The sequence below is a fragment of the Pseudomonas sp. GW822-FHT03F08 genome, from assembly GCF_058801265.1.
The window spans coordinates 496,201-515,275 of the sequence record NZ_JBXANC010000004.1 but is presented as its reverse complement, the minus strand read 5'-3'; the positions used below and the strand labels follow the sequence as shown (position 1 = coordinate 515,275).

At 60.9% G+C, this 19,075-nt stretch carries 16 protein-coding genes; 5 read left to right on the top strand and 11 right to left on the bottom strand.

Going from position 1 to position 19,075, the window contains the following annotated elements; translation table 11 throughout:
• The first annotated feature begins 108 nt into the window (after positions 1 to 108).
• The 3 genes from AC1RME_RS12815 to mgrA are packed head-to-tail and all read left to right on the top strand — an operon-like array spanning position 109 to position 4,732.
• Positions 109 to 2,334: a TonB-dependent receptor gene (locus AC1RME_RS12815; protein WP_493091342.1), complete on the top strand. Its 2,226-nt coding sequence runs from the start codon at positions 109 to 111 to the stop codon at positions 2,332 to 2,334.
• A gap of 1 nt (position 2,335) precedes the next feature.
• Positions 2,336 to 3,655: an LLM class flavin-dependent oxidoreductase gene (locus tag AC1RME_RS12810; RefSeq protein ID WP_493091340.1), complete on the top strand. Its 1,320-nt coding sequence runs from the start codon at positions 2,336 to 2,338 to the stop codon at positions 3,653 to 3,655.
• Positions 3,656 to 3,694: 39 nt separating this feature from the next.
• On the top strand, positions 3,695 to 4,732 hold the full coding sequence (gene mgrA / locus AC1RME_RS12805) for an L-glyceraldehyde 3-phosphate reductase (RefSeq protein WP_493091338.1): 1,038 nt from the start codon (positions 3,695 to 3,697) through the stop codon (positions 4,730 to 4,732).
• A 74-nt stretch (positions 4,733 to 4,806) separates the two neighbouring features.
• Here the strand turns inward: mgrA and AC1RME_RS12800 are convergent, their stop codons facing one another.
• The 9 genes from AC1RME_RS12800 to AC1RME_RS12760 form a co-directional block, all read right to left on the bottom strand.
• A complete protein-coding gene (locus tag AC1RME_RS12800; RefSeq protein WP_493091336.1) occupies positions 4,807 to 6,009 on the bottom strand; it encodes a helix-turn-helix domain-containing protein in 1,203 nt (400 codons plus the stop codon).
• A 3-nt stretch (positions 6,010 to 6,012) separates the two neighbouring features.
• Positions 6,013 to 6,690, bottom strand: coding sequence for a hypothetical protein (locus AC1RME_RS12795; RefSeq protein ID WP_222833883.1), 678 nt, complete (start codon positions 6,688 to 6,690; stop codon positions 6,013 to 6,015).
• 114 nt (positions 6,691 to 6,804) lie between these two features.
• The gene (gene tauD, locus AC1RME_RS12790; protein ID WP_493071493.1) at positions 6,805 to 7,647 is read right to left on the bottom strand and encodes a taurine dioxygenase; all 843 of its coding nucleotides are present in this window, start codon (positions 7,645 to 7,647) and stop codon (positions 6,805 to 6,807) included.
• A gap of 57 nt (positions 7,648 to 7,704) precedes the next feature.
• The gene (tauC, locus tag AC1RME_RS12785; protein WP_493091334.1) at positions 7,705 to 8,544 is read right to left on the bottom strand and encodes a taurine ABC transporter permease TauC; all 840 of its coding nucleotides are present in this window, start codon (positions 8,542 to 8,544) and stop codon (positions 7,705 to 7,707) included.
• Complete coding sequence (gene tauB / locus AC1RME_RS12780) at positions 8,541 to 9,335, bottom strand: taurine ABC transporter ATP-binding subunit (RefSeq protein ID WP_493091332.1); 795 nt, start codon at positions 9,333 to 9,335, stop codon at positions 8,541 to 8,543. The genes tauC and tauB overlap by 4 nt, the downstream gene beginning before the upstream one ends.
• Positions 9,336 to 9,351: 16 nt before the next feature.
• Positions 9,352 to 10,329: a taurine ABC transporter substrate-binding protein gene (gene tauA / locus AC1RME_RS12775; RefSeq protein ID WP_192559494.1), complete on the bottom strand. Its 978-nt coding sequence runs from the start codon at positions 10,327 to 10,329 to the stop codon at positions 9,352 to 9,354.
• A gap of 247 nt (positions 10,330 to 10,576) precedes the next feature.
• Positions 10,577 to 12,160, bottom strand: a complete 1,584-nt coding sequence (gshA, locus tag AC1RME_RS12770; protein WP_493091330.1) for a glutamate--cysteine ligase — start codon at positions 12,158 to 12,160, stop codon at positions 10,577 to 10,579.
• A gap of 214 nt (positions 12,161 to 12,374) precedes the next feature.
• Positions 12,375 to 12,758: a PaaI family thioesterase gene (locus tag AC1RME_RS12765; protein WP_085712709.1), complete on the bottom strand. Its 384-nt coding sequence runs from the start codon at positions 12,756 to 12,758 to the stop codon at positions 12,375 to 12,377.
• Complete coding sequence (locus AC1RME_RS12760) at positions 12,758 to 15,082, bottom strand: Tex family protein (protein WP_096821904.1); 2,325 nt, start codon at positions 15,080 to 15,082, stop codon at positions 12,758 to 12,760. The genes AC1RME_RS12765 and AC1RME_RS12760 overlap by 1 nt, the downstream gene beginning before the upstream one ends.
• A 360-nt stretch (positions 15,083 to 15,442) precedes the next feature.
• On the opposite strand from AC1RME_RS12760, the gene ompR reads away from it, so the two are divergent.
• Both ompR and AC1RME_RS12750 read left to right on the top strand, forming a co-directional pair.
• Positions 15,443 to 16,183: an osmolarity response regulator transcription factor OmpR gene (gene ompR, locus AC1RME_RS12755; RefSeq protein ID WP_007952694.1), complete on the top strand. Its 741-nt coding sequence runs from the start codon at positions 15,443 to 15,445 to the stop codon at positions 16,181 to 16,183.
• Positions 16,184 to 16,297: 114 nt separating this feature from the next.
• Positions 16,298 to 17,611 (top strand): ATP-binding protein, encoded by a 1,314-nt coding sequence (locus AC1RME_RS12750; RefSeq protein ID WP_096821905.1) that lies wholly within the window; start codon positions 16,298 to 16,300, stop codon positions 17,609 to 17,611.
• A 35-nt stretch (positions 17,612 to 17,646) separates the two neighbouring features.
• Here AC1RME_RS12750 and rimK read toward each other — a convergent pair whose 3' ends face one another.
• Both rimK and rimB read right to left on the bottom strand, forming a co-directional pair.
• Positions 17,647 to 18,552 (bottom strand): 30S ribosomal protein S6--L-glutamate ligase, encoded by a 906-nt coding sequence (gene rimK / locus AC1RME_RS12745; protein WP_007949201.1) that lies wholly within the window; start codon positions 18,550 to 18,552, stop codon positions 17,647 to 17,649.
• Entirely contained in the window at positions 18,549 to 19,028 is a 480-nt protein-coding gene (rimB, locus tag AC1RME_RS12740; RefSeq protein WP_102620599.1) for a retropepsin-like aspartic endopeptidase RimB, read from the bottom strand. The genes rimK and rimB overlap by 4 nt, the downstream gene beginning before the upstream one ends.
• Positions 19,029 to 19,075: the final 47 nt, after the last annotated feature.

The window sequence follows — 19,075 nt, the reverse complement described above, 5'->3', positions numbered from 1 at the left end:
ACAAAGCGCGTTGTCTGCTACTCGCTCGAGCGAATGCCCAAGACACCGAGACAGGCGCTGTCGTCGCAGAACGACAGCGGTTCAGGGCAACTTTTCGAGCGGGCAAACATGCACAACATTCCTGGGGCGACACACAAACTGGCGCAATCGATCCGCGCTGCGGGCTGGCTACTCACCGGGCTGGCCGCGCTGCCGCTGCCCGCCGCGTTCGCCGCCGACAGCACCGATCAGGAGCCGACACTCAAGTCCGTCACGGTCACCGCCACCCGCCGCGAAGAGTCGCTGCAAAAGGTCCCGGTGGCGGTGTCGGTGATCGACGGCGAGCAACTGGAGCGCGACAACCGCAACAGCGTGGCGAGCATCGTCCAGCAAGTGCCGTCGCTGAATTTCCGCACTGGCGCGTCGAACAAGGACACCTCGTTGTTCGTGCGTGGCGTGGGGACGATTTCCACCTCGCCGGGCGTCGAACCGACGGTGGCCACGGTGATTGACGGCGTGGTCTACGCCCGTCCTGGCCAGTCGACTCTGGATCTGCTGGATCTGGAGCGCGTCGAGGTTCTGCGTGGCCCGCAAGGCACGCTGTTCGGCAAGAACGCGTCGGCCGGCGTGCTGAACATCACCAGCAAGGCGCCGACCGCCGAGACCCACGGTTACATCGATCAGTCGTACTACAGCGGCAACGAAAGCCGCACCCGTTTCGGCATTGGCGGCAGCCTGATTCCGGACACGCTCAAGGGTTCGATCAGCACCTTGTTCGGCACTTACGACGGCAACGTCGATAACAAGCACAATGGCCAGGAGGTCAACGGTTACAACCATCGCGGCGTACGCGGCAAACTGGAATTCACCCCGAACGACGACGTCACCTTCACCCTGATCGCCGACTACATGCAGTCCCACGATGACGGCCCCAACGGCGTCGTCACCAAGTCGTTGACCCCGGCCTTCGCCAACGCGCTCAGTCCGGTCAGCGCCACCAGCCACAACCGCGACATCAACACCGACACCCGCACCCACGTCGAAGACACCAACAAGGGCCTGTCCGGCCAGCTCGACTGGCAACTGGGCGACTACACCCTGACGTCGATCACCGCGTGGCGTGGCTGGGACAACACCCAGTATCAGGATGGCGACCGCCTCGGCACGGTGACGGCCGCGTTCCCCGGCACGGCGGACAAGGGCGACCTGGCCTTCGACCAGTACTCGCAGGAGTTGCGTCTGGCCTCGCCGAAAGGTGAGTTCCTCGAATACGTCGGCGGCCTGTTCTATATGCACGGCAAGGATGAAGAGACCTATCAGCGCACGCTGACCACCACCACGCGCACCGATCGCGGCGTCGCTGACTACAGCACCACCAGCGACAGCTACGCGGTGTTCGGCGAGAGCACGCTGAATTTCACCTCGGATTTCCGTGGCATCGCCGGCCTGCGCTATACCCACGACGATCTGGAATACGATCACCGTCGCGTTTCCACTTCTGCAACCACGGTCAGCGGCATTCAACCGGCGACCAGCAGCTCTGGCTCGGTGGACGAGGACGGCTGGTCCGGTCGGCTCGGTTTGCAGTACGACCTGAGCGATACCGTCACCACTTATCTGACCTACTCGCGCGGCTACAAAGGCCCGGCCTACAACGTGTTCTTCAACATGCAGCCGCGCGATACCGAAGCACTGAAACCGGAAACCTCCAACACCTGGGAGGCGGGGATCAAAGCTTCGTCGTGGAGCAATCGCCTGACCACCAACCTCGCGGTTTTCCACAGCGACTACGACAACTATCAGGCGAACTTTTTCGACACCGTCGCCGGGCAAGTGGTAACGCGCCTGATCAACGCCGGCAGCGTCAGCACCGAAGGCGTGGAACTCGATTACGCCTTGCTGGCAACCCAGCAATTGAAGTTCTCCGGCGCGCTGGCTTACACCCGCGCCCGCATCGACCAGTTCGCCTGCCCGGCGGGTGCGGCGGCGTCGTGCAACGTCAATGGCAAGCCGCTGCCGTTCAGCCCGGACTGGAAAAGCTACGTGCGCGCCGACTACACCATCCCGCTGGAAAACGGCCTGGATATCGAACTCGGCACCGATTACAGCTGGCAGAGCGAAGTGCAGTACGACATCAGCCAGAACGCCGACACCAAGCAGGGCGCCTACGGACTCTGGAATGCCAGCGTGGCCCTGGCCGATTACACCAACGGCTGGCGCGTGGCATTGCTGGGCAAGAACCTCACCGACAAGTCGTATTCGCCGTTGCTCGCCAGCGGTGGCAATTACATCTACCGCGCCGTGCCTCGCGACGACGAGCGCTACTTCGGCGTGCAACTGCGCAAGGACTTCTGAGATGAGCAGACAGCTGAAACTCGGCGCGTTTCTCATGGCCACCGGGCACCACGTCGCCGCGTGGCGTCATCCGGATGTGCCGGCCAACGCCGGGCTGGATTTCGCCCATTACAAACGTCTGGCGCAGATTGCCGAGGCGGCGAAGTTCGATGCGTTGTTCGTCGCCGACAGCGTCGCTGCGCCGACCCAGGATATCGCCAGCCGGATGGCCCGTTCGGATCACTTCGAGCCGCTGACGTTGCTCTCGGCCTTGAGCGCGGTGACCGAACACATCGGCCTGATCGCCACCGCCACCACCAGCTACAACGAGCCGTATCACGTGGCGCGTAAATTCGCTTCGCTCGATCACCTCTCGGGCGGGCGAGCGGGGTGGAATCTGGTGACCTCGGACAACGCCGCCGAAGCGCAGAATTTCGGCCGCGACGAACACATCGGCCATGCAGAACGCTACAGCCGCGCCCGAGAATTTCATCAGGTGGTGACCGGGCTCTGGGACAGTTGGCAGGACGACGCCTTCCTCCGCGACAAGGCCAGCGGAGCGTATTACGACCCGGAAAAATTGCATGTGCTGGATCACTTCGGTGAGCACTTCCGGGTCAAGGGCCCGCTGAACGTCGCACGTTCGCCACAGGGTCAGCCGGTGATCGTGCAGGCCGGCTCGTCGGAAACCGGGCGTGAACTGGCGGCGCAGACGGCCGAAGTGGTGTTCACCGCGCAGACCTCACTGGCCAGCGCCCAGGCGTTTTACGCCGACCTCAAGGGCCGCTTGCCGAAGTACGGACGCAGCGCCGATTCACTGAAAATCATGCCCGGCGTGTTTGTTGTGGTGGGGCAGACAGAAGCAGAAGCGCAGGAAAAATATGAAACGTTTCAGCAATTGGTCGAACCCGAGGTTGGCGTCGCCCTGCTTGGGCGTATGCTGGGCAACTTCGACCTGTCGAAGTACCCGCTGGACGGGCCGCTGCCGGAATTGCCGCTGACTGAAAGCGGCCAGCAGAGCCGGCAGAAACTGCTGACAGAACTGGCCGGTCGCGAGCATCTGACCCTGGCCGAACTGGGCCGCAGAATCGCCGGCGGCCGCGGGCATTACAGCGTCGTCGGCACGCCGGCGCAGATTGCCGACCGCTTGCAGGAGTGGTTCGAGCAGGGCGCGGCGGACGGCTTCAACGTGCTGGTGCCGCACCTGCCCGGTGGGCTCGAAGACTTCGCCAATGGCGTGGTCCCGGAACTGCAACGGCGCGGACTGTTCAGAACCGAATACGAGGGCCGGACCTTGCGCCAGAACCTTGGCCTCGCCCGGCCTGGCAACCGATTTGCGTAGCAATCGACACCCAATTCAAGACCGACAAGAGAGGATTCGATGACTTACACCGCTGCCGAAAACCGTTATGACTCCATCCCTTACCGCCGCGTCGGACGCAGCGGTCTGGTGCTGCCGGCGCTGTCCCTGGGCCTGTGGCACAACTTCGGCGACAGCACGCCGATCGACACCCAGCGCGCCTTGCTGCGCACCGCGTTCGATCTGGGGATCAACCACTTCGACCTGGCGAACAACTACGGCCCGCCCTACGGCAGCGCCGAGACCAATTTCGGCCGCTTGCTGCGCGAAGACTTCAAGCAGTATCGCGACGAACTGATCATCTCCAGCAAGGCCGGTTGGGACATGTGGCCCGGCCCTTACGGTCAGGGCGGCGGTTCGCGCAAGTACGTGCTGGCCAGCCTCGACCAGAGCCTGCAACGCCTGGGCCTGGACTATGTGGATATCTTTTATTCGCACCGCTTCGACCCGGACACCCCGCTGGAAGAAACCGCCAGCGCCCTCGCCACTGCGGTGCAGCAGGGCAAGGCGCTGTACATCGGTATCTCGTCGTACTCCGGGGTGAAAACCCGCGAGATCGCCACGCTGCTCAAAGAGTGGAAAGTGCCGTTGTTGATTCACCAGCCGGCCTACAACCTGCTCAACCGCTGGGTGGAAAAGGACCTGCTCGACACCACCGACGAACTCGGCACCGGCGTGATTGCGTTCACCCCGCTGGCGCAAGGTCTGCTGACTGACAAATACCTCAACGGCGTGCCGGCGGATGCGCGAGTCAATCGTCCGGGGGGTGGTTCGTTGCAGGCTTCACATTTGTCCGAGGCCAACATCGCTCATGTGCGGGCGTTGAACGAGATCGCCAAGCGTCGTGGCCAGAGCCTGGCGCAACTGGCATTGGCGTGGACGTTGCGGGATCCGCGAGTGACCTCGGCCCTGATCGGCGCGAGCCGGCCGGAGCAGATTGTCGAGAACGTCGGCGCGTTGAAGAACCTGAGTTTCAGTGCGGAAGAGTTGGCGGAGATCGACCGGTTTGCCCAGGAGGGCGGGATCAATCTTTGGGAGAAGCCTTCGACGGCGGAATAGGTGGTTTCGAAGACTTGAAGCGTCATTACGGAGAAACCTCACTGGACGAGGTTTCTCCGTGATTTTCTGTAGTTTTACTTTTTGCTCGGGAACCCGAGTACTTCTGCGGCCTCGCTGAAAAAGGAATCTCTTGCGGTTCGTTTTCTCAGTTGCATGTCGATCACCTGTGACTGATCTGGCAGGGTGAAGTAACCCTTGTCCAAACTGCATAGGCTTTCCAGTGTAGGTAGCGGTAGTCCGAGCAACTGTCTGAGTTGAGATCGAGAAAGGACTTTATTTTCCACGAGCATTTTTACCCCTCGTGCAATCAACTGAGGCCTTTCAAAGTCGAAGTCAGCGTCCATCGGCTCACCTTTGACCCATCCTCTTGCTGACCTGGCCTTCCACAGTCTCGTTGTAGTGGTTTCGTTGATTATTTCCAGATCCTGGCATCTACGAACCATCGCTGCTACAGAGACCTTCCAGCGTGGTTTCAGCGCTAGCAAAGTATCCAAGGTAGGCCATCGAATTTCTCTCAGGAAGCTCTCTGCTGGCATCAGGAATGCGCTGGCGAATCGATGAGCCTGCGACTCAAGTAGATCGTAATTCGATTCGTACTGCTCCTTCGAAACATGACGATGTAGAACGATATGCCCCAATTCATGTGCAGCATCGAATCGGTTTCGTATGCCGTTTGCCTTGTCTGCTACAAGGAGGACATAAGGCCGCTGATCCAACTCGTACCAATTTGAAACACCGTCCATTTTCAAATGACCCAGTGTGGTCCGAGTGCAGACGATACCTGCGTTTTCGAGGGTCTGAATGACATTGGGGATGGGAGCAGTCCCAAGTCCCCAGGCTCGGCGGCATTCGCTGGCCATTCTCTCGATTTCTTCGTCCGAAATCAGCAAGCAGTTACTTTCTTCCAGATGAGGAACATTTACTGCCACGAATTCCAGGCTTTCTTGAAGCTTGTAGGAAACGTCTTGAAGCCATTCCAAGCGTACTTCCGCTATTTCCCTGGCGTTTGCCGTGGCGCTTACCTGAGATCGAAAAAAGAACGGTGTACGCTCACTCGTTACGATTTGTTCTTCAAGCAGCCAATTCTCACTGACGCCGAAGACCTCACATAGTCGTTGGAAAGCATCGGCTTCAGGAACCTGAACCCCGTTCTCCCATTTAGAGATGTTTCCAGAGGCGCGCCCAACCATTTCAGCCAAAGCGGTCTGGGTAATACCAAACGTGAGCCGTAACTGCTTGAGACGCGCTGATTGGAAGCCTGCGACTCCAGTTCTCATGCTTCACCTCTCGGACTTCTGCTCATCATCAATTTGGTCTTCAGTTTTTTCTGCGCGGCGCATCTTATCTCGCAATGTCACCAGTTCAACTCGTTTTTGATCAGTGGCCGGATTATCAGAGTAGCTCTGAAGAAGGTCTTCGAGTGTGCAATCCATATGGAAGCCTCTCCCACTGAAATATGGCACTGCCATTGTGATTGCCAAAGGCTCTGATTGATCCTGTGAGCGCGGCGGGGGGGCATGGACTACGACAAGCGCATGAATCAACTGTTCGTTAACAGTTTGAGTGAGGCCGTCAATCCAATCCATCTGGGGGGAAGCTAAAGACTCGTTGAGCGTTTTCAGTTCAGTTCGATGTTTTGCTGTACGAATTTCTTTCTGCCAAGGCAGCACGACTGAGGTGATGCGCAGACTCCCCATCTCAAGCAGGACATAGTTGTGCCCCTTGGGATCGGTCGATTTGATGAGTGGGCTCCAACGCTTCATTCCTGCCAAGGCCTCTTGAACCAGTGAATGGCGCAAGTGACCTCGCAGGTCTTCATGAGGAGTATGGATTAGGAGATCTTCGACCTCCTTTAACGCTTTTTGAAAGGTTTGAGGAATCAAAACCCCAAGCTCATCAAAAAACTCTTTGTCCACTTGTGCACGAATGAAACTTTGAATTTCTTCTTTTGTGACCATGCGTTTCACCACTAACTAATCGGTAAGCGGATTTTTACGCCGTTTTTATTCGTTATGGAAGCAATGACTGTTGTTTTATACAGCTAAACTGATGAGTGGTAGCTTCTGTAGTGTTCAGCGAAAAAACGGCACATCCCCCAACACCGTAGCCCGCTGCATCACCCGCTGCGCCGGCCGGTAATCATCCACCGCGTAATGCTGCGTCACGCGGTTATCCCAGAACGCAATGTCATCCTTCTGCCAGCGCCAGCGAATGGTGAACTCCGGCCGCGTCGCGTGGGCGAACAGAAACTTCAGCACCGCTTCGCTCTCAGTTTCCGACAGCTCATTGATCTTCGACGTGAAGCCTTCGTTGACGAACAACGAACGCCGCCCGCTCACCGGGTGCGTGCGAATCACCGGATGCGACAGCGGTGGATTCTTGCGCCGCGCCTCTTCCCACTGCGCCAGTGCTTCCGGCGTGTTGCCATAGCGCTCCAGCGGAAACGAGCGGGTGAAGTCGTGAGTCGCGGTCAGCCCTTCGAGCAGCGCTTTCATCGGCGCAGAAAGTGCCTCATACGCGGCAATCCCGCTGGCCCACAACGTATCGCCGCCGAACTCCGGCAACAGCTTGGCGCTGAGCACCGCGCCCATGGCCGGGGTTGGCAGGAAGGTGACGTCGGTGTGCCAGATCGCGTTGTCGCGCACGTCGGTGACGGCGGTGTCGAGGATCAGCACTTCCGGTTGCTCAGGCACATTCGGGTAGATCGGGTGAATGTGCAGGTCGCCGAAATAGTGGGCGAAACGTGCCTGTTGCGACGGCTCGATCGGCTGATTGCGGAAGAACAGCACCTGGTATTTGAGCAGCGCCTGCTCGATGGCGTCGCGCTGTTCCAGGTTCAGCGGCTGGCTGATGTCGACGCCGCTGATCTGTGCGCCGAGGGCCGAGCTTAACGGGGTGATGTTCAGGCTGCTCATGGTGGTTCTCTTCAATTCCGGGGCCCCGAAACTGTCGGGGTAGTCAGTGCTGAAAAATCAGTGGGCCTGGCCGTGCCACGGCACCAGTTTGCGTTGCAGGGCGCGCAGGCCCATTTCCATGGCGAAGGCGATCAGGGCGATGACCAGAATCCCCAGCACCACCACATCGGTGACCAGGAACTGCGCGGCCGACTGCACCATGAAGCCCAGGCCGCTGGTGGCCGCGATCAGTTCGGCGGCGACCAGAGTCGACCAGCCGACACCCAGACCGATGCGCACACCGGTCAGAATGTCTGGCAGCGCGCTCGGCAAAATCACGTGGCGAATCAGTTGTGCGCGAGTCGCCCCCAGCGATTGCGCAGCGCGCAGTTTGGCCGGGTCGACGGTGCGCACGCCGGTGGCGGTAGCAATCGCGATCGGAGCGAAAATCGCCAGGTAGATCAGCAGCACTTTCGACAACTCGCCGATACCGCACCAGATCACGATCAGCGGCAGATAGGCGAGTGGCGGAATAGGGCGGTAGAACTCGATCAGCGGATCCAGCACACCTCGGGCGATGCGGTTGGCGCCGATGGCAATGCCCACCGGCACCGCGGTCAGAATCGCAAAACCCAGGCCCAGACCGATGCGGCTCAGGCTCGCGCCCAGGTGCTGCCACAACGTCGAATCCATGTAACCCGTGGTCGCCAGTAACCAGCCTTTTTGCAGCACGGCGGACGGTGTCGGCAGGAACAGCGGTTCGATCAGGCCGGTGGCCGTGACGGCCCACCAGATCACCAGCAACGCGAACAAGGTCAGCAGGCTGATCCAGCGCGTGCTGAGGCTGCGACGCACAGGAATCACCACCGACGTGGCGGCGGGTTTCACTGCGGTGGCGGAAACGTCGTAACTGCTCATGCGCGCTCCTGCCGCTGAACGGCGCTGCGTTGCGAGAACACTTTGGCGAGCACGTGCTCGCGGGTTTCGATGAAGCGCGGATCGGACTTGATCGCTCGCGCCGATTCGCCGGCGGCGTAGCGCTGGCCGAAGTCGAGGTGCAGGCGCTCGACGATCTGTCCCGGATTCGGCGCCAGCAGAATCAGGTCGGTGGCGAGGAACACCGCCTCTTCAATGTCGTGGGTAATCAGGAACACCGGTTTGGCGGTGCGTTGCCAGACTTGCAGCAACAGTTCCTGCATCTGTTCGCGGGTGAAGGCGTCGAGGGCACCGAAGGGTTCGTCCATCAGCAGCACGCGCGGGTCGGCCGCGAGGGCGCGGGCCAGGCCGACACGTTGCTTCTGGCCACCGGAGAGTTGCCAGATGCGACGGTTTTCAAACCCGGAGAGATCGACCAGCGCGAGCATTTCCCGGGCGCGCTGTTCGCGTTTGTCCTTGGCCACACCGGCCAGCTCAAGGCCGAAGGCGACGTTGGCCAGCACGTCCTGCCAGGGCAGCAGGGCGTCGTCCTGGAACACCACGCCGCGCTCGGCGCTCGGGCCTTTGACCGGCACACCGTCGAGGGTGATACGCCCGGCGCTCGGTTCGACGAAACCGGCAATCAGGTTCAACAGCGAAGTCTTGCCACTGCCGGACGGGCCGAGGGCGACCAGCAATTGCTGGGGCCCCAGGGTCAGAGAGATATCCGCCAGTACCGGTTCCGGGCTGCCGGGATACTGTGCGCTGATGCGCTCCAGCTGTAGCAAGGCCATCGTAATTAACTCCCGATCAGTTGGTGATGTACTTGGCGCTGACGTACGGCGCGTAGTCCGGCAGTACCGCTTCGACCTTGCCTTGCTCCTTGAGGAACGCAGCGGTGTCGGTGATGGCTTTGGTGGTCGGCGCGCCGAGGTCACTGACCTGATCCGCCGCCAGCGGGTAGACGTTGCCTTGCAGCAGCAATGGAATGTCGCTGGCCTTGGCGCCGGACAGTTTCACCAGCTTGTCGACGTTGCTCTGATTGGCGATCCAGGCTTTTGGATCCTTGCGGTAGTCGGCGTAGGCGTCGAGGGTGACCTTGGCGAATGCGGTAACGATTTCCGGGTGCTTCTCGGCGAAGTCTTTGCGCACGATCCAGGCGTCGAAAGTTGGCGCGCCGAACTTGGCCAGTTCGCCGGAAGTGATCAGCACTTTGCCGTTTTCCTTGGCCACACCCAGCGCCGGATCCCAAACGTAGGTGGCATCGATGTCACCGCGCTTCCACGCGGCAATGATCGCTGGCGGGGCGAGGTTGAGGACGGTGACTTTCGAAGGGTCGATGTTCCAGTGCTTCAGCGCGGCCAGCAGGCTGTAGTGACCGGTGGACACGAATGGCACGGCGATTTTCTTGCCGACCAGATCCTGCGGCGTCTTGATGCCGGAGCCGTCGCGGGCGACCAGCGCTTCGGCAGCGCCGATCTGGGTGGCGATGAGGAAGGTTTCCACTGGGACTTTGCGGGTGATCGCAGCGGTCAGCGGGCTGGAACCGAGGTAACCGATCTGCACGTCGCCGGAAGCGATGGCGGTGATGACGTCCGCGCCGTTGTCGAATTTGCGCCAGCTGATGTCGGCCTTGGTGGCTTTTTCATAGGCGCCGTCGGCCTGGGCGACTTTCGCCGGGTCGACTGTGGTCTGGTAGGCGACGGTGAGGTCGGCGGCCTGAGCCAGGAAACTCGCGGCAGCCAGAGAGGCCACGGCCAGCAGGCGAAGCGGGACATTCAGTTTCATTGAAGAGCTCCATATCAGGCGACCGAGCGTCGGCGTGAAAGGAGACTAAATGATCTAAGAATCTAGAAATAAATAACTTTTTAGACTTAGCTTATGAGCGGAAAAATCTAAGGGAAGGCAGAGCAGATTGTTCCCACGCTCTGCGTGGGAACGCCTCAATGGACGCTCTGCGTCCCGGTGACAGTGACGTGGAGCGTCAGGACCTGCATTCCCACGCGGAGCGTGGGAATGATCGGAGAAGGAAGTGTCAGTTGCTGATCGCCAGAATACTCGCCTGATACGACCCGACAAACACGTCGAAATCGCCCACCTCGTTCTGCTCCAGCTCAGCCTGTTGCGCCAGCGACGACCGCGCCAGTTCTTCAAACTTCGCCTGTTCCTCAGCCGCCAACGGCTCGCTGCGGAAGAGCTCGGCGTGAGCCTGGCTCTGGCGCAGGGAGAATTGCGCGAAGCTTTCCTTGTGCTCGGCCATCGCCGCCAGCACCTGGGCCGAAGGCGTCAGGGACGAATCCTTGACCTTGGCCAGTTGTGCGTCGAGTGCCTTGCTGTGGGCATCGCCGCCATGGCTTTGATCCAGCAGCGCCGCCAGTGGAGCAATTTTTTCCAGCAGTTCGGCGGCCCATTCCTTCAGTTCGACCGGTTGGCCGTCACGCTGCAATTGCAGGCCCGGACGACGACCTTCCTTGACCACGCTGAGGAAGTTCGACGTGGCGTTGCCGCAGCTGATGTTGGTCAGCAGCGGGCTGTCGTTCAGTGCGCAGTACAGCAGGAACGCGTCGAGGAAGCGCGATTCGGTGAGGTCGATGCCCATCGGCAGGAATGGGTTGATGTCCAGGCAACGCACTTCGACGTACTGGATGCCACGGGCGACCAGCGCCTGGATCGGCCGCTCGCCGGTGTAGGTCACGCGTTTCGGGCGGATGTTGGAGTAGTACTCGTTTTCGATCTGCAGGATGTTGGTGTTCAGTTGCACCCACTCGCCATCCTGGTGCGTGCCGACTTCTACGTACGGCGCGTATGGCGTGGCCACCGCCTTGCGCAGACTGTCGGTGTAGCTTGCCAGGTCGTTGTAGCAAGGGGTCAGGCCAGCCTGGGCGTTGCTCTGGTAACCGAGGTCACTCATGCGCAGGCTGGTGGCGTAAGGCAGGTACAGAGTGTCCGGGTCCAACTGTTCCAGCTGATGCGAACGGCCGCGCAGGAACCCCGCGTCCAGCGCCGGCGAAGCACCGAACAGGTACATCAGCAGCCAGCTGTAGCGACGGAAGTTGCGGATCAGCGCGATATAGGACGACGACTGGAAATCCCGGTCGGTGCCGACGAAGCCTTCGGCTTCTTTCAGCAGCGGCCAGAGTTTTTCCGGCAGGGAGAAGTTGTAGTGAATCCCGGCAATGCACTGCATGGTCTTGCCGTAACGCAGGGCCAGGCCCTTGCGGTAGACGTACTTGAGCTGACCGATGTTGGAGGTGCCGTAATAGGCGATCGGGATATCTTCCTCGGCCGGCAACGGGCACGGCATCGATGGACTCCACAGGTACTCGTTGCCGAGCTTGCTGTAGGCGAAGCGATGAATCTTGTCCAGGCTGGCCAGGGTCTCGGCCGGGTCTGGCAGGGCAGGCGTGATGAATTCCAGCAGCGACTCGGAATAGTCGGTGGTGATCTGTTCGTTGGTCAGCGCGGAACCCAGGCTTTCAGGGTGCGGCGTTTGCGCCAGACGTCCCTCGCCGGTCACGCGCAGGCATTCACGTTCGATACCGTGCAGGCACTGCTCGAGCAGAGAGAGGTTGGCGCGCTCACCGAGCAGAGCCAGGCGGCGGTTGAGAAGTTCGCTCAATTTGGATTCCTTCACGCGTCAGTCGCCCCAATATGGGGGTGGGCAGGACGGTCTACAAGGGTGAAGTTGAAACTGGCGTTTTCGCCTGGTTTTCGGGCCATGAAAGCCCCATTGGAAACGCCAACTTCAGTCCCTGAATCTGGCAGACGCGGGCGAGGAAAACTCCGACGCTGCGATCACAGCGCCGAAATTAACTCAAAATGATGAACAACATCTACAGGACAGCGAACGTGCCTTGCGCTTTTGCGACCAGTTTGTCGCCCTGCATCACGTCGGCTTCGACCACCAGCGTGCGCCGGCCCGGGTGGATCACCCGCGCCGTGCACATCACCTCGCCCTCGGAGACGGCGCGGATGTAGTTGATCTTGCACTCGATGGTCGCGCTTTGCTGGTCAAAGCCGTGGGTGCTGGAGCAGGCCAGCCCCATGGCGATATCGACCAGACTGAACAGCGCGCCGCCGTGCAGCTTGCCGCCGCGGTTGCGCAGTTCGGGTTCCAGCACCAGGGCGACTTGCGCCACCCCGGTTTCCAGGCTGTGCAGGCGGCAGCCCAACAGCTTGAAAAACGCGCTCTCGACGAGCCCGGCCGGAATCTCCATCAGCGTTTCTTCAACTGCTTGGCGTTGGCGAACAGCGACGCCATGGCGTTGTTCGCCGGAGCCGCCGGGGTGCTTTCCTTGCGCGGCGCCGAACCCTGCGACTGGCGTGGCGCCGAGCCTGGACGCGCGCCACGGGCACCGTCGATTTTCTCGCCCGGGGTGTCGCTCATGCGCATCGACAGGCCGACGCGTTTGCGCGGGATGTCGACTTCCATGACCTTCACTTTCACCACGTCACCGGCCTTCACCGCTTCGCGTGGATCCTTGATGAACTTCTCCGACAGCGCCGAGATGTGCACCAGACCATCCTGATGCACGCCGATGTCGACGAACGCGCCGAACGCGGTCACGTTGGTCACCACGCCTTCGAGGATCATCCCCAGTTGCAGGTCTTTCAGGTCCTCGACGCCTTCCTGGAACTCGGCGGTCTTGAACTCCGGACGCGGGTCGCGGCCCGGTTTTTCCAGTTCCTGCAGGATGTCGGTGACGGTTGGCAGACCGAAGGTCTCGTCGGTGAATTTCTTCGGATCCAGACGCTTGAGGAACCCGGCGTCGCCGATCAGCGAGCGGATGTCGCGGTCGGTTTCAGCGGCGATGCGTTGCACCAGCGGATAGGCTTCCGGGTGAACCGCCGAGGAATCCAGCGGGTTGTCGCCGTTCATCACGCGCAGGAAGCCGGCGGCCTGTTCGAAGGTTTTTTCGCCCAGACGCGCGACTTTCTTCAGTGCAGCGCGAGTCTTGAACGCGCCGTGTTCGTCACGGTGAGTCACGATGTTCTGTGCCAGGGTCGCGTTGAGGCCGGAGATCCGCGCCAACAGCGCCACGGAGGCGGTGTTCACGTCCACGCCCACGGCGTTCACGCAGTCCTCGACCACGGCGTCCAGGCCGCGCGCCAGTTTCAGCTGCGACACGTCGTGCTGGTACTGGCCGACACCGATGGATTTCGGATCGATCTTCACCAGTTCGGCCAGTGGATCTTGCAGGCGACGGGCAATCGATACCGCGCCGCGAATCGACACGTCCAGATCCGGGAATTCCTTGGCTGCCAGTTCCGATGCCGAGTACACCGATGCGCCGGCTTCGGAGACCATGACCTTGGTCATTTTCATCGCTGGATATTTTTTGATCAGCTCGATGGCCAGTTTGTCGGTTTCACGACTGGCGGTGCCGTTGCCGATGGCGATCAGGTCGACCGAGTGCTTGGCGCACAGAGCGGCCAGGATCGCGATGGTCTGATCCCATTTGTTGTGCGGCACGTGCGGGTAAACCGTGGCGTGATCCAGCAGCTTGCCGGTGGAGTCGACCACCGCGACCTTGCAGCCGGTGCGCAGGCCCGGGTCGAGACCCAGGGTGGCGCGCGGGCCGGCCGGGGCAGCCAGCAACAGGTCGTGCAGGTTGTGGGCGAACACGTTGATCGCTTCGGTTTCGGCGCCGTCGCGCAGCTCGCCGAGCAGGTCGGTTTCCAGGTGGGTGTAGAGCTTGACCTTCCAGGTCCAGCGCACCACTTCACCCAGCCATTTGTCGGCCGGACGGTTCTGGTTCTGGATGCCGACTTGCTGGCCGATCATGCCTTCGCACGGATGCATGGTGCCCGGCAGTTCATCGCCGACCTTCAGCGCGGAGCTTAGGATGCCTTCATTGCGGCCACGGAAAATCGCCAGCGCGCGGTGCGACGGCATGCTTTTCAGCGGTTCGTCGTGTTCGAAGTAATCGCGGAACTTGGCGCCTTCCTCTTCCTTGCCGGCGATCACGCGGGCACTGAGGGTGGCTTCCTGCTTCAGGTAAGTGCGCAGTTTTTCCAGCAGGTTGGCGTCTTCGGCGAAGCGCTCCATGAGGATGTACTTGGCGCCTTCCAGCGCAGCCTTGACGTCGGCCACACCTTTTTCGGCGTCGATGAAGCGTACGGCTTCGGCTTCCGGGGCCAGGCTCGGGTCGTTGAACAGACCGTCGGCCAGCTCGCCGAGGCCGGCTTCCAGGGCGATCTGGCCCTTGGTGCGGCGCTTCTGCTTGTACGGCAGGTACAAGTCTTCGAGGCGGGTCTTGGTGTCGGCGAGTTTGATTTCGCGCTCCAGTTCAGGGGTGAGTTTGCCCTGCTCCTGGATGCTGGAAAGAATGCTGATGCGCCGTTCGTCGAGTTCTCGCAGGTAGCGCAGACGCTCTTCCAGATGACGCAGTTGAGTGTCATCGAGGCTGCCGGTCACTTCTTTCCGGTAACGGGCGATGAAGGGAACGGTAGAGCCTTCATCGAGTAGCGCGACGGCCGCTTCGACCTGTTGTGGGCGTACGCCGAGTTCCTCGGCGATGCGGCTGTTGATGCTGTCCATAAAACCACCTGACAAATTGTGAAAGCAGGCTCGCAGGCACGTAAATAAAGGCCCGGAGTCTGGTTGGGCGGCCTGACGCTTGCCGCTGCCTGGGTCAAAAGGCATCCCATTGACCCGTGAAATCGAACAATTACTGCGACGGCCCGGAAAATAAGAGACGGCCACCTGCGGTAACGATTCAGACGTTGCCTGACACAAAAGGCCGCGCATTATAACCAGCGTTCTGTCATTCGGGGGCGACACAGTCTGTAGGCTCAAGCCCCGGTTTTCTGGCAGTGAAGGAAAAATCTGCTAACAATGCACACGGTGCGTATAACGGCAGCTACGCCATAATGCGCGCCGAGCTAAAAGGAGCATCCAATGAGCAGCACTGCACAAACTGCTGAAGGCGAAAAAATTCTTATTGTTGATGACGATCCGGGGCTGAGCAGCCTGCTGGAACGCTTCTTCGTCAGCAAGGGCTACCGCGCCCGAGCCGTACCGAATACCGAGCAGATGGATCGTCTGCTGTCGCGTGAAGTGTTCAACCTGGTCGTCCTCGACCTGATGCTGCCGGGCGAAGACGGCCTGACCGCTTGCCGTCGCCTGCGTGGCGCGAACAATCAGATCCCGATCATCATGCTCACCGCCAAGGGCGACGAGTTGAGCCGTATCAAGGGCCTGGAACTGGGCGCCGACGACTACCTGGCCAAGCCGTTCAACCCGGACGAGTTGATGGCCCGCGTCAAAGCCGTGCTGCGCCGTCAGGCCGCACCGGTGCCGGGCGCGCCGGGCAGCGAAGAAGAGAACGTCACGTTCGGTGACTACGTGCTGTCCCTGGCCACCCGCGAACTCAAGCGCGGCGACGAAGTGCACATGCTCACCACCGGTGAGTTCGCGGTACTCAAGGCCCTGGTGATGAACGCCCGTCAGCCGCTGACCCGCGACAAACTGATGAACCTGGCCCGTGGCCGGGAGTGGGATGCCCTGGAGCGTTCCATCGATGTGCAGATTTCCCGTCTGCGCCGGATGATCGAACCCGATCCGTCCAAACCGCGCTACATCCAGACTGTCTGGGGCGTGGGTTATGTGTTCGTGCCGGATGGCAACTCCACCAAGTGACGGGTGATTTGTAGGAGCGGGTCTGTGTAGAACGGTCAAAAATGCCGCCTCCGCAGACTCGTTATCCGCAATATGCGAGCATTGCTCGCTCCTGCAAGTGCGTAGCGGTTATCCATGAAAACCCCTGTCTGGTTCCCCCAAAGTTTCTTCTCCCGCACCCTCTGGCTGGTGCTCATCGTCGTATTGTTTTCCAAGGCACTGACCCTGGTTTATCTGCTGATGAACGAGGACGTGCTGGTGGACCGTCAATACAGCCACGGCGTCGCCCTGACGCTGCGTGCCTATTGGGCTGCCGATGAAGAAAACCGCGCGAAGATCGCTGATGCCGCGACCCTGATCCGGGTGGTCGGTGCCGGTGTGCCGGAAGGCGAGCAGCACTGGCCGTACAGCGAAATCTACCAGCGGCAGATGCAGGCGGAACTGGGTGCCGACACCGAGGTTCGCTTGCGCATGCATTCGCCGCCGGCGTTGTGGGTGCGTGCGCCGAGCCTGGGTGATGGCTGGCTGAAAGTGCCGTTGTACCCGCATCCATTGCGCGGCCAGAAAATCTGGAACGTACTCGGCTGGTTCCTCGCCATCGGGTTGCTCTCGACCGCGTCGGCATGGATCTTCGTCAGCCAGCTCAATCAGCCTTTGAAGCGTCTCGTGTATGCCGCACGGCAACTCGGCCAGGGCCGCAGCGTGCGCCTGCCGATCAGTGACACACCGAGCGAAATGACCGAGGTTTATCGCGCCTTCAACCAGATGGCCGAGGACGTCGAACAGGCCGGCCGTGAACGTGAACTGATGCTCGCCGGGGTTTCCCACGACCTGCGCACGCCGCTGACCCGTCTACGGCTGTCGCTGGAACTGATGGGTGACCGCACCGACCTGACCGACGACATGGTGCGCGACATCGAAGACATGGACGCGATTCTCGACCAGTTCCTCGCGTTCATTCGCGATGGTCGGGACGAGTCGGTGGAAGAGGTGGATCTGAGCGATCTGGTGCGCGAAGTCGCGGCGCCGTACAACCAGAGCGAAGAGAAGGTGCGCTTGCGTCTGGAGCCGATCCAGCCGTTTCCGCTACGCCGGGTATCGATGAAGCGTTTGCTGAACAACCTGATTGGCAATGCGTTGAATCATGCCGGCAGCGGCGTCGAAGTTGCGGCTTACGTGTCCGGCGATACCAGTGCGCCGTACGTGGTGCTGAGCGTGATGGACCGTGGCGCGGGGATTGATCCGTCGGAGCTAGAGGCGATCTTCAATCCGTTCACCCGTGGCGACCGTGCGCGGGGCGGAAAGGGTACCGGGTTGGGGCTGGCGATCGTGAAGCGGATTGCTTCGATGCATGGCGGCAATGTCGAGCTGCGCAACCGCTCCGGTGGCGGGCTGGAGGCGCGGGTGCGCTTGCCGCTGGGGTTGATGCTGCCGCGGGACGCGGTTTAAGTTTCAGGCGGCCTTGCGGCCGCCTGATTCAAGGTTCAACCCTTGCCTTTGGTACGGGTCATGTTCGGCCCGCCATTTTTCTCAAGGTGTTCGATGATGATCCCCGCCACGTTCTTGCCGGTGGTGGTCTCGATCCCTTCCAGGCCCGGCGACGAGTTCACTTCCATCACCAGCGGCCCGTGATTCGAACGCAGGATATCCACACCCGCCACCGCCAGGCCCATGACCTTGGCGGCGCGCAACGCGGTCATGCGCTCTTCCGGGGTGATCTTGATCAGGCTGGCGCTGCCGCCACGGTGCAGGTTGGAGCGGAATTCCCCGGGCTTGGCCTGACGCTTCATCGCCGCGATTACCTTGTCGCCGACCACGAAGCAGCGGATGTCCGCGCCGCCGGCCTCCTTGATGTATTCCTGCACCATGATGTTCTGCTTGAGACCCATGAACGCCTCGATCACCGACTCCGCCGCCGTCGCGGTTTCGCACAGCACCACGCCGATGCCCTGAGTACCTTCCAGCACCTTGATCACCAGCGGCGCGCCGTTGACCATGTCGATCAGGTCGGGAATGTCGTCCGGTGAGTGGGCGAAGCCGGTCACCGGCAAACCGATGCCCCGGCGCGACAGCAATTGCAGCGAACGCAGCTTGTCCCGGGAACGGGCGATGGCCACCGATTCGTTGAGCGGAAACACCCCCATCATTTCAAACTGACGCAACACTGCGCAGCCATAAAACGTCACCGACGCGCCGATCCGTGGAATCACTGCGTCGAACCCTTCCAGCGGCTTGCCGCGATAGTGGATCTGCGGCTTGTGGCTGGCGATGTTCATGTAGGCGCGCAAGGTGTCGATCACCACCATTTCATGCCCGCGTTCGGTGCCGGCTTCGACCAGACGACGGGTGGAATACAGACGCGGATTCCGCGACAGCACAGCGATCTTCATGCAACACCTGTGGAGGAGGTAGATACCGGGAACACCGGCTTGTCTTGTACATACTTGATACCCGGATTGACCACCAACTGGCCGTCGATCAGGGCTTTGGAACCGAGCAACAGGCGATAGCGCATGGACTTGCGGCAGGCGAGGGTGAACTCGACCGGCCAGACCCGATCACCGAGGGCCAGGGTGGTGCTGATCACATAGCGCACCTGGGCCTGGCCGTTGGAACTCTTGATGGTCTTGCGGGTGACCAGCGGTGCTTCGCAACGCCGGTGGCGCAATTGCACCACCGTGCCCAGGTGCGCGGTGAAACGCACCCACTTCTCGCCGTCCCGCTCGAACGGTTCGATGTCGGTGGCGTGCAGGCTGGAGGTACTGGCACCGGTGTCGATTTTCGCCCGAAGGCCTGCGACTCCCAAACCTGGGAGCGCCACCCACTCGCGCAGACCGACAACGGTCAAATGGTCAAATGTCTTCAAAAAAATGCTCAACCGGTGAAAACCGATCAGCCCGCAGGGGGCCGGAT

Excerpts from the sequence above, each read along its gene's own strand:
- mgrA (WP_493091338.1), top strand. The coding sequence starts at position 3,695 with ATGACTTACACCGCTGCCGAAAACCGTTATGACTCCATCCCTTACCGC.
- rimK (WP_007949201.1), bottom strand. The coding sequence starts at position 18,552 with ATGAAGATCGCTGTGCTGTCGCGGAATCCGCGTCTGTATTCCACCCGT.
- tauC (WP_493091334.1), bottom strand. The coding sequence starts at position 8,544 with ATGAGCAGTTACGACGTTTCCGCCACCGCAGTGAAACCCGCCGCCACG.
- AC1RME_RS12815 (WP_493091342.1), top strand. The coding sequence starts at position 109 with ATGCACAACATTCCTGGGGCGACACACAAACTGGCGCAATCGATCCGC.
- AC1RME_RS12810 (WP_493091340.1), top strand. The coding sequence starts at position 2,336 with ATGAGCAGACAGCTGAAACTCGGCGCGTTTCTCATGGCCACCGGGCAC.
- tauD (WP_493071493.1), bottom strand. The coding sequence starts at position 7,647 with ATGAGCAGCCTGAACATCACCCCGTTAAGCTCGGCCCTCGGCGCACAG.
- AC1RME_RS12760 (WP_096821904.1), bottom strand. The coding sequence starts at position 15,082 with ATGGACAGCATCAACAGCCGCATCGCCGAGGAACTCGGCGTACGCCCA.
- AC1RME_RS12795 (WP_222833883.1), bottom strand. The coding sequence starts at position 6,690 with ATGGTCACAAAAGAAGAAATTCAAAGTTTCATTCGTGCACAAGTGGAC.
- tauA (WP_192559494.1), bottom strand. The coding sequence starts at position 10,329 with ATGAAACTGAATGTCCCGCTTCGCCTGCTGGCCGTGGCCTCTCTGGCT.
- AC1RME_RS12800 (WP_493091336.1), bottom strand. The coding sequence starts at position 6,009 with ATGAGAACTGGAGTCGCAGGCTTCCAATCAGCGCGTCTCAAGCAGTTA.
- tauB (WP_493091332.1), bottom strand. The coding sequence starts at position 9,335 with ATGGCCTTGCTACAGCTGGAGCGCATCAGCGCACAGTATCCCGGCAGC.
- AC1RME_RS12750 (WP_096821905.1), top strand. The coding sequence starts at position 16,298 with ATGAAAACCCCTGTCTGGTTCCCCCAAAGTTTCTTCTCCCGCACCCTC.
- ompR (WP_007952694.1), top strand. The coding sequence starts at position 15,443 with ATGAGCAGCACTGCACAAACTGCTGAAGGCGAAAAAATTCTTATTGTT.
- AC1RME_RS12765 (WP_085712709.1), bottom strand. The coding sequence starts at position 12,758 with ATGGAGATTCCGGCCGGGCTCGTCGAGAGCGCGTTTTTCAAGCTGTTG.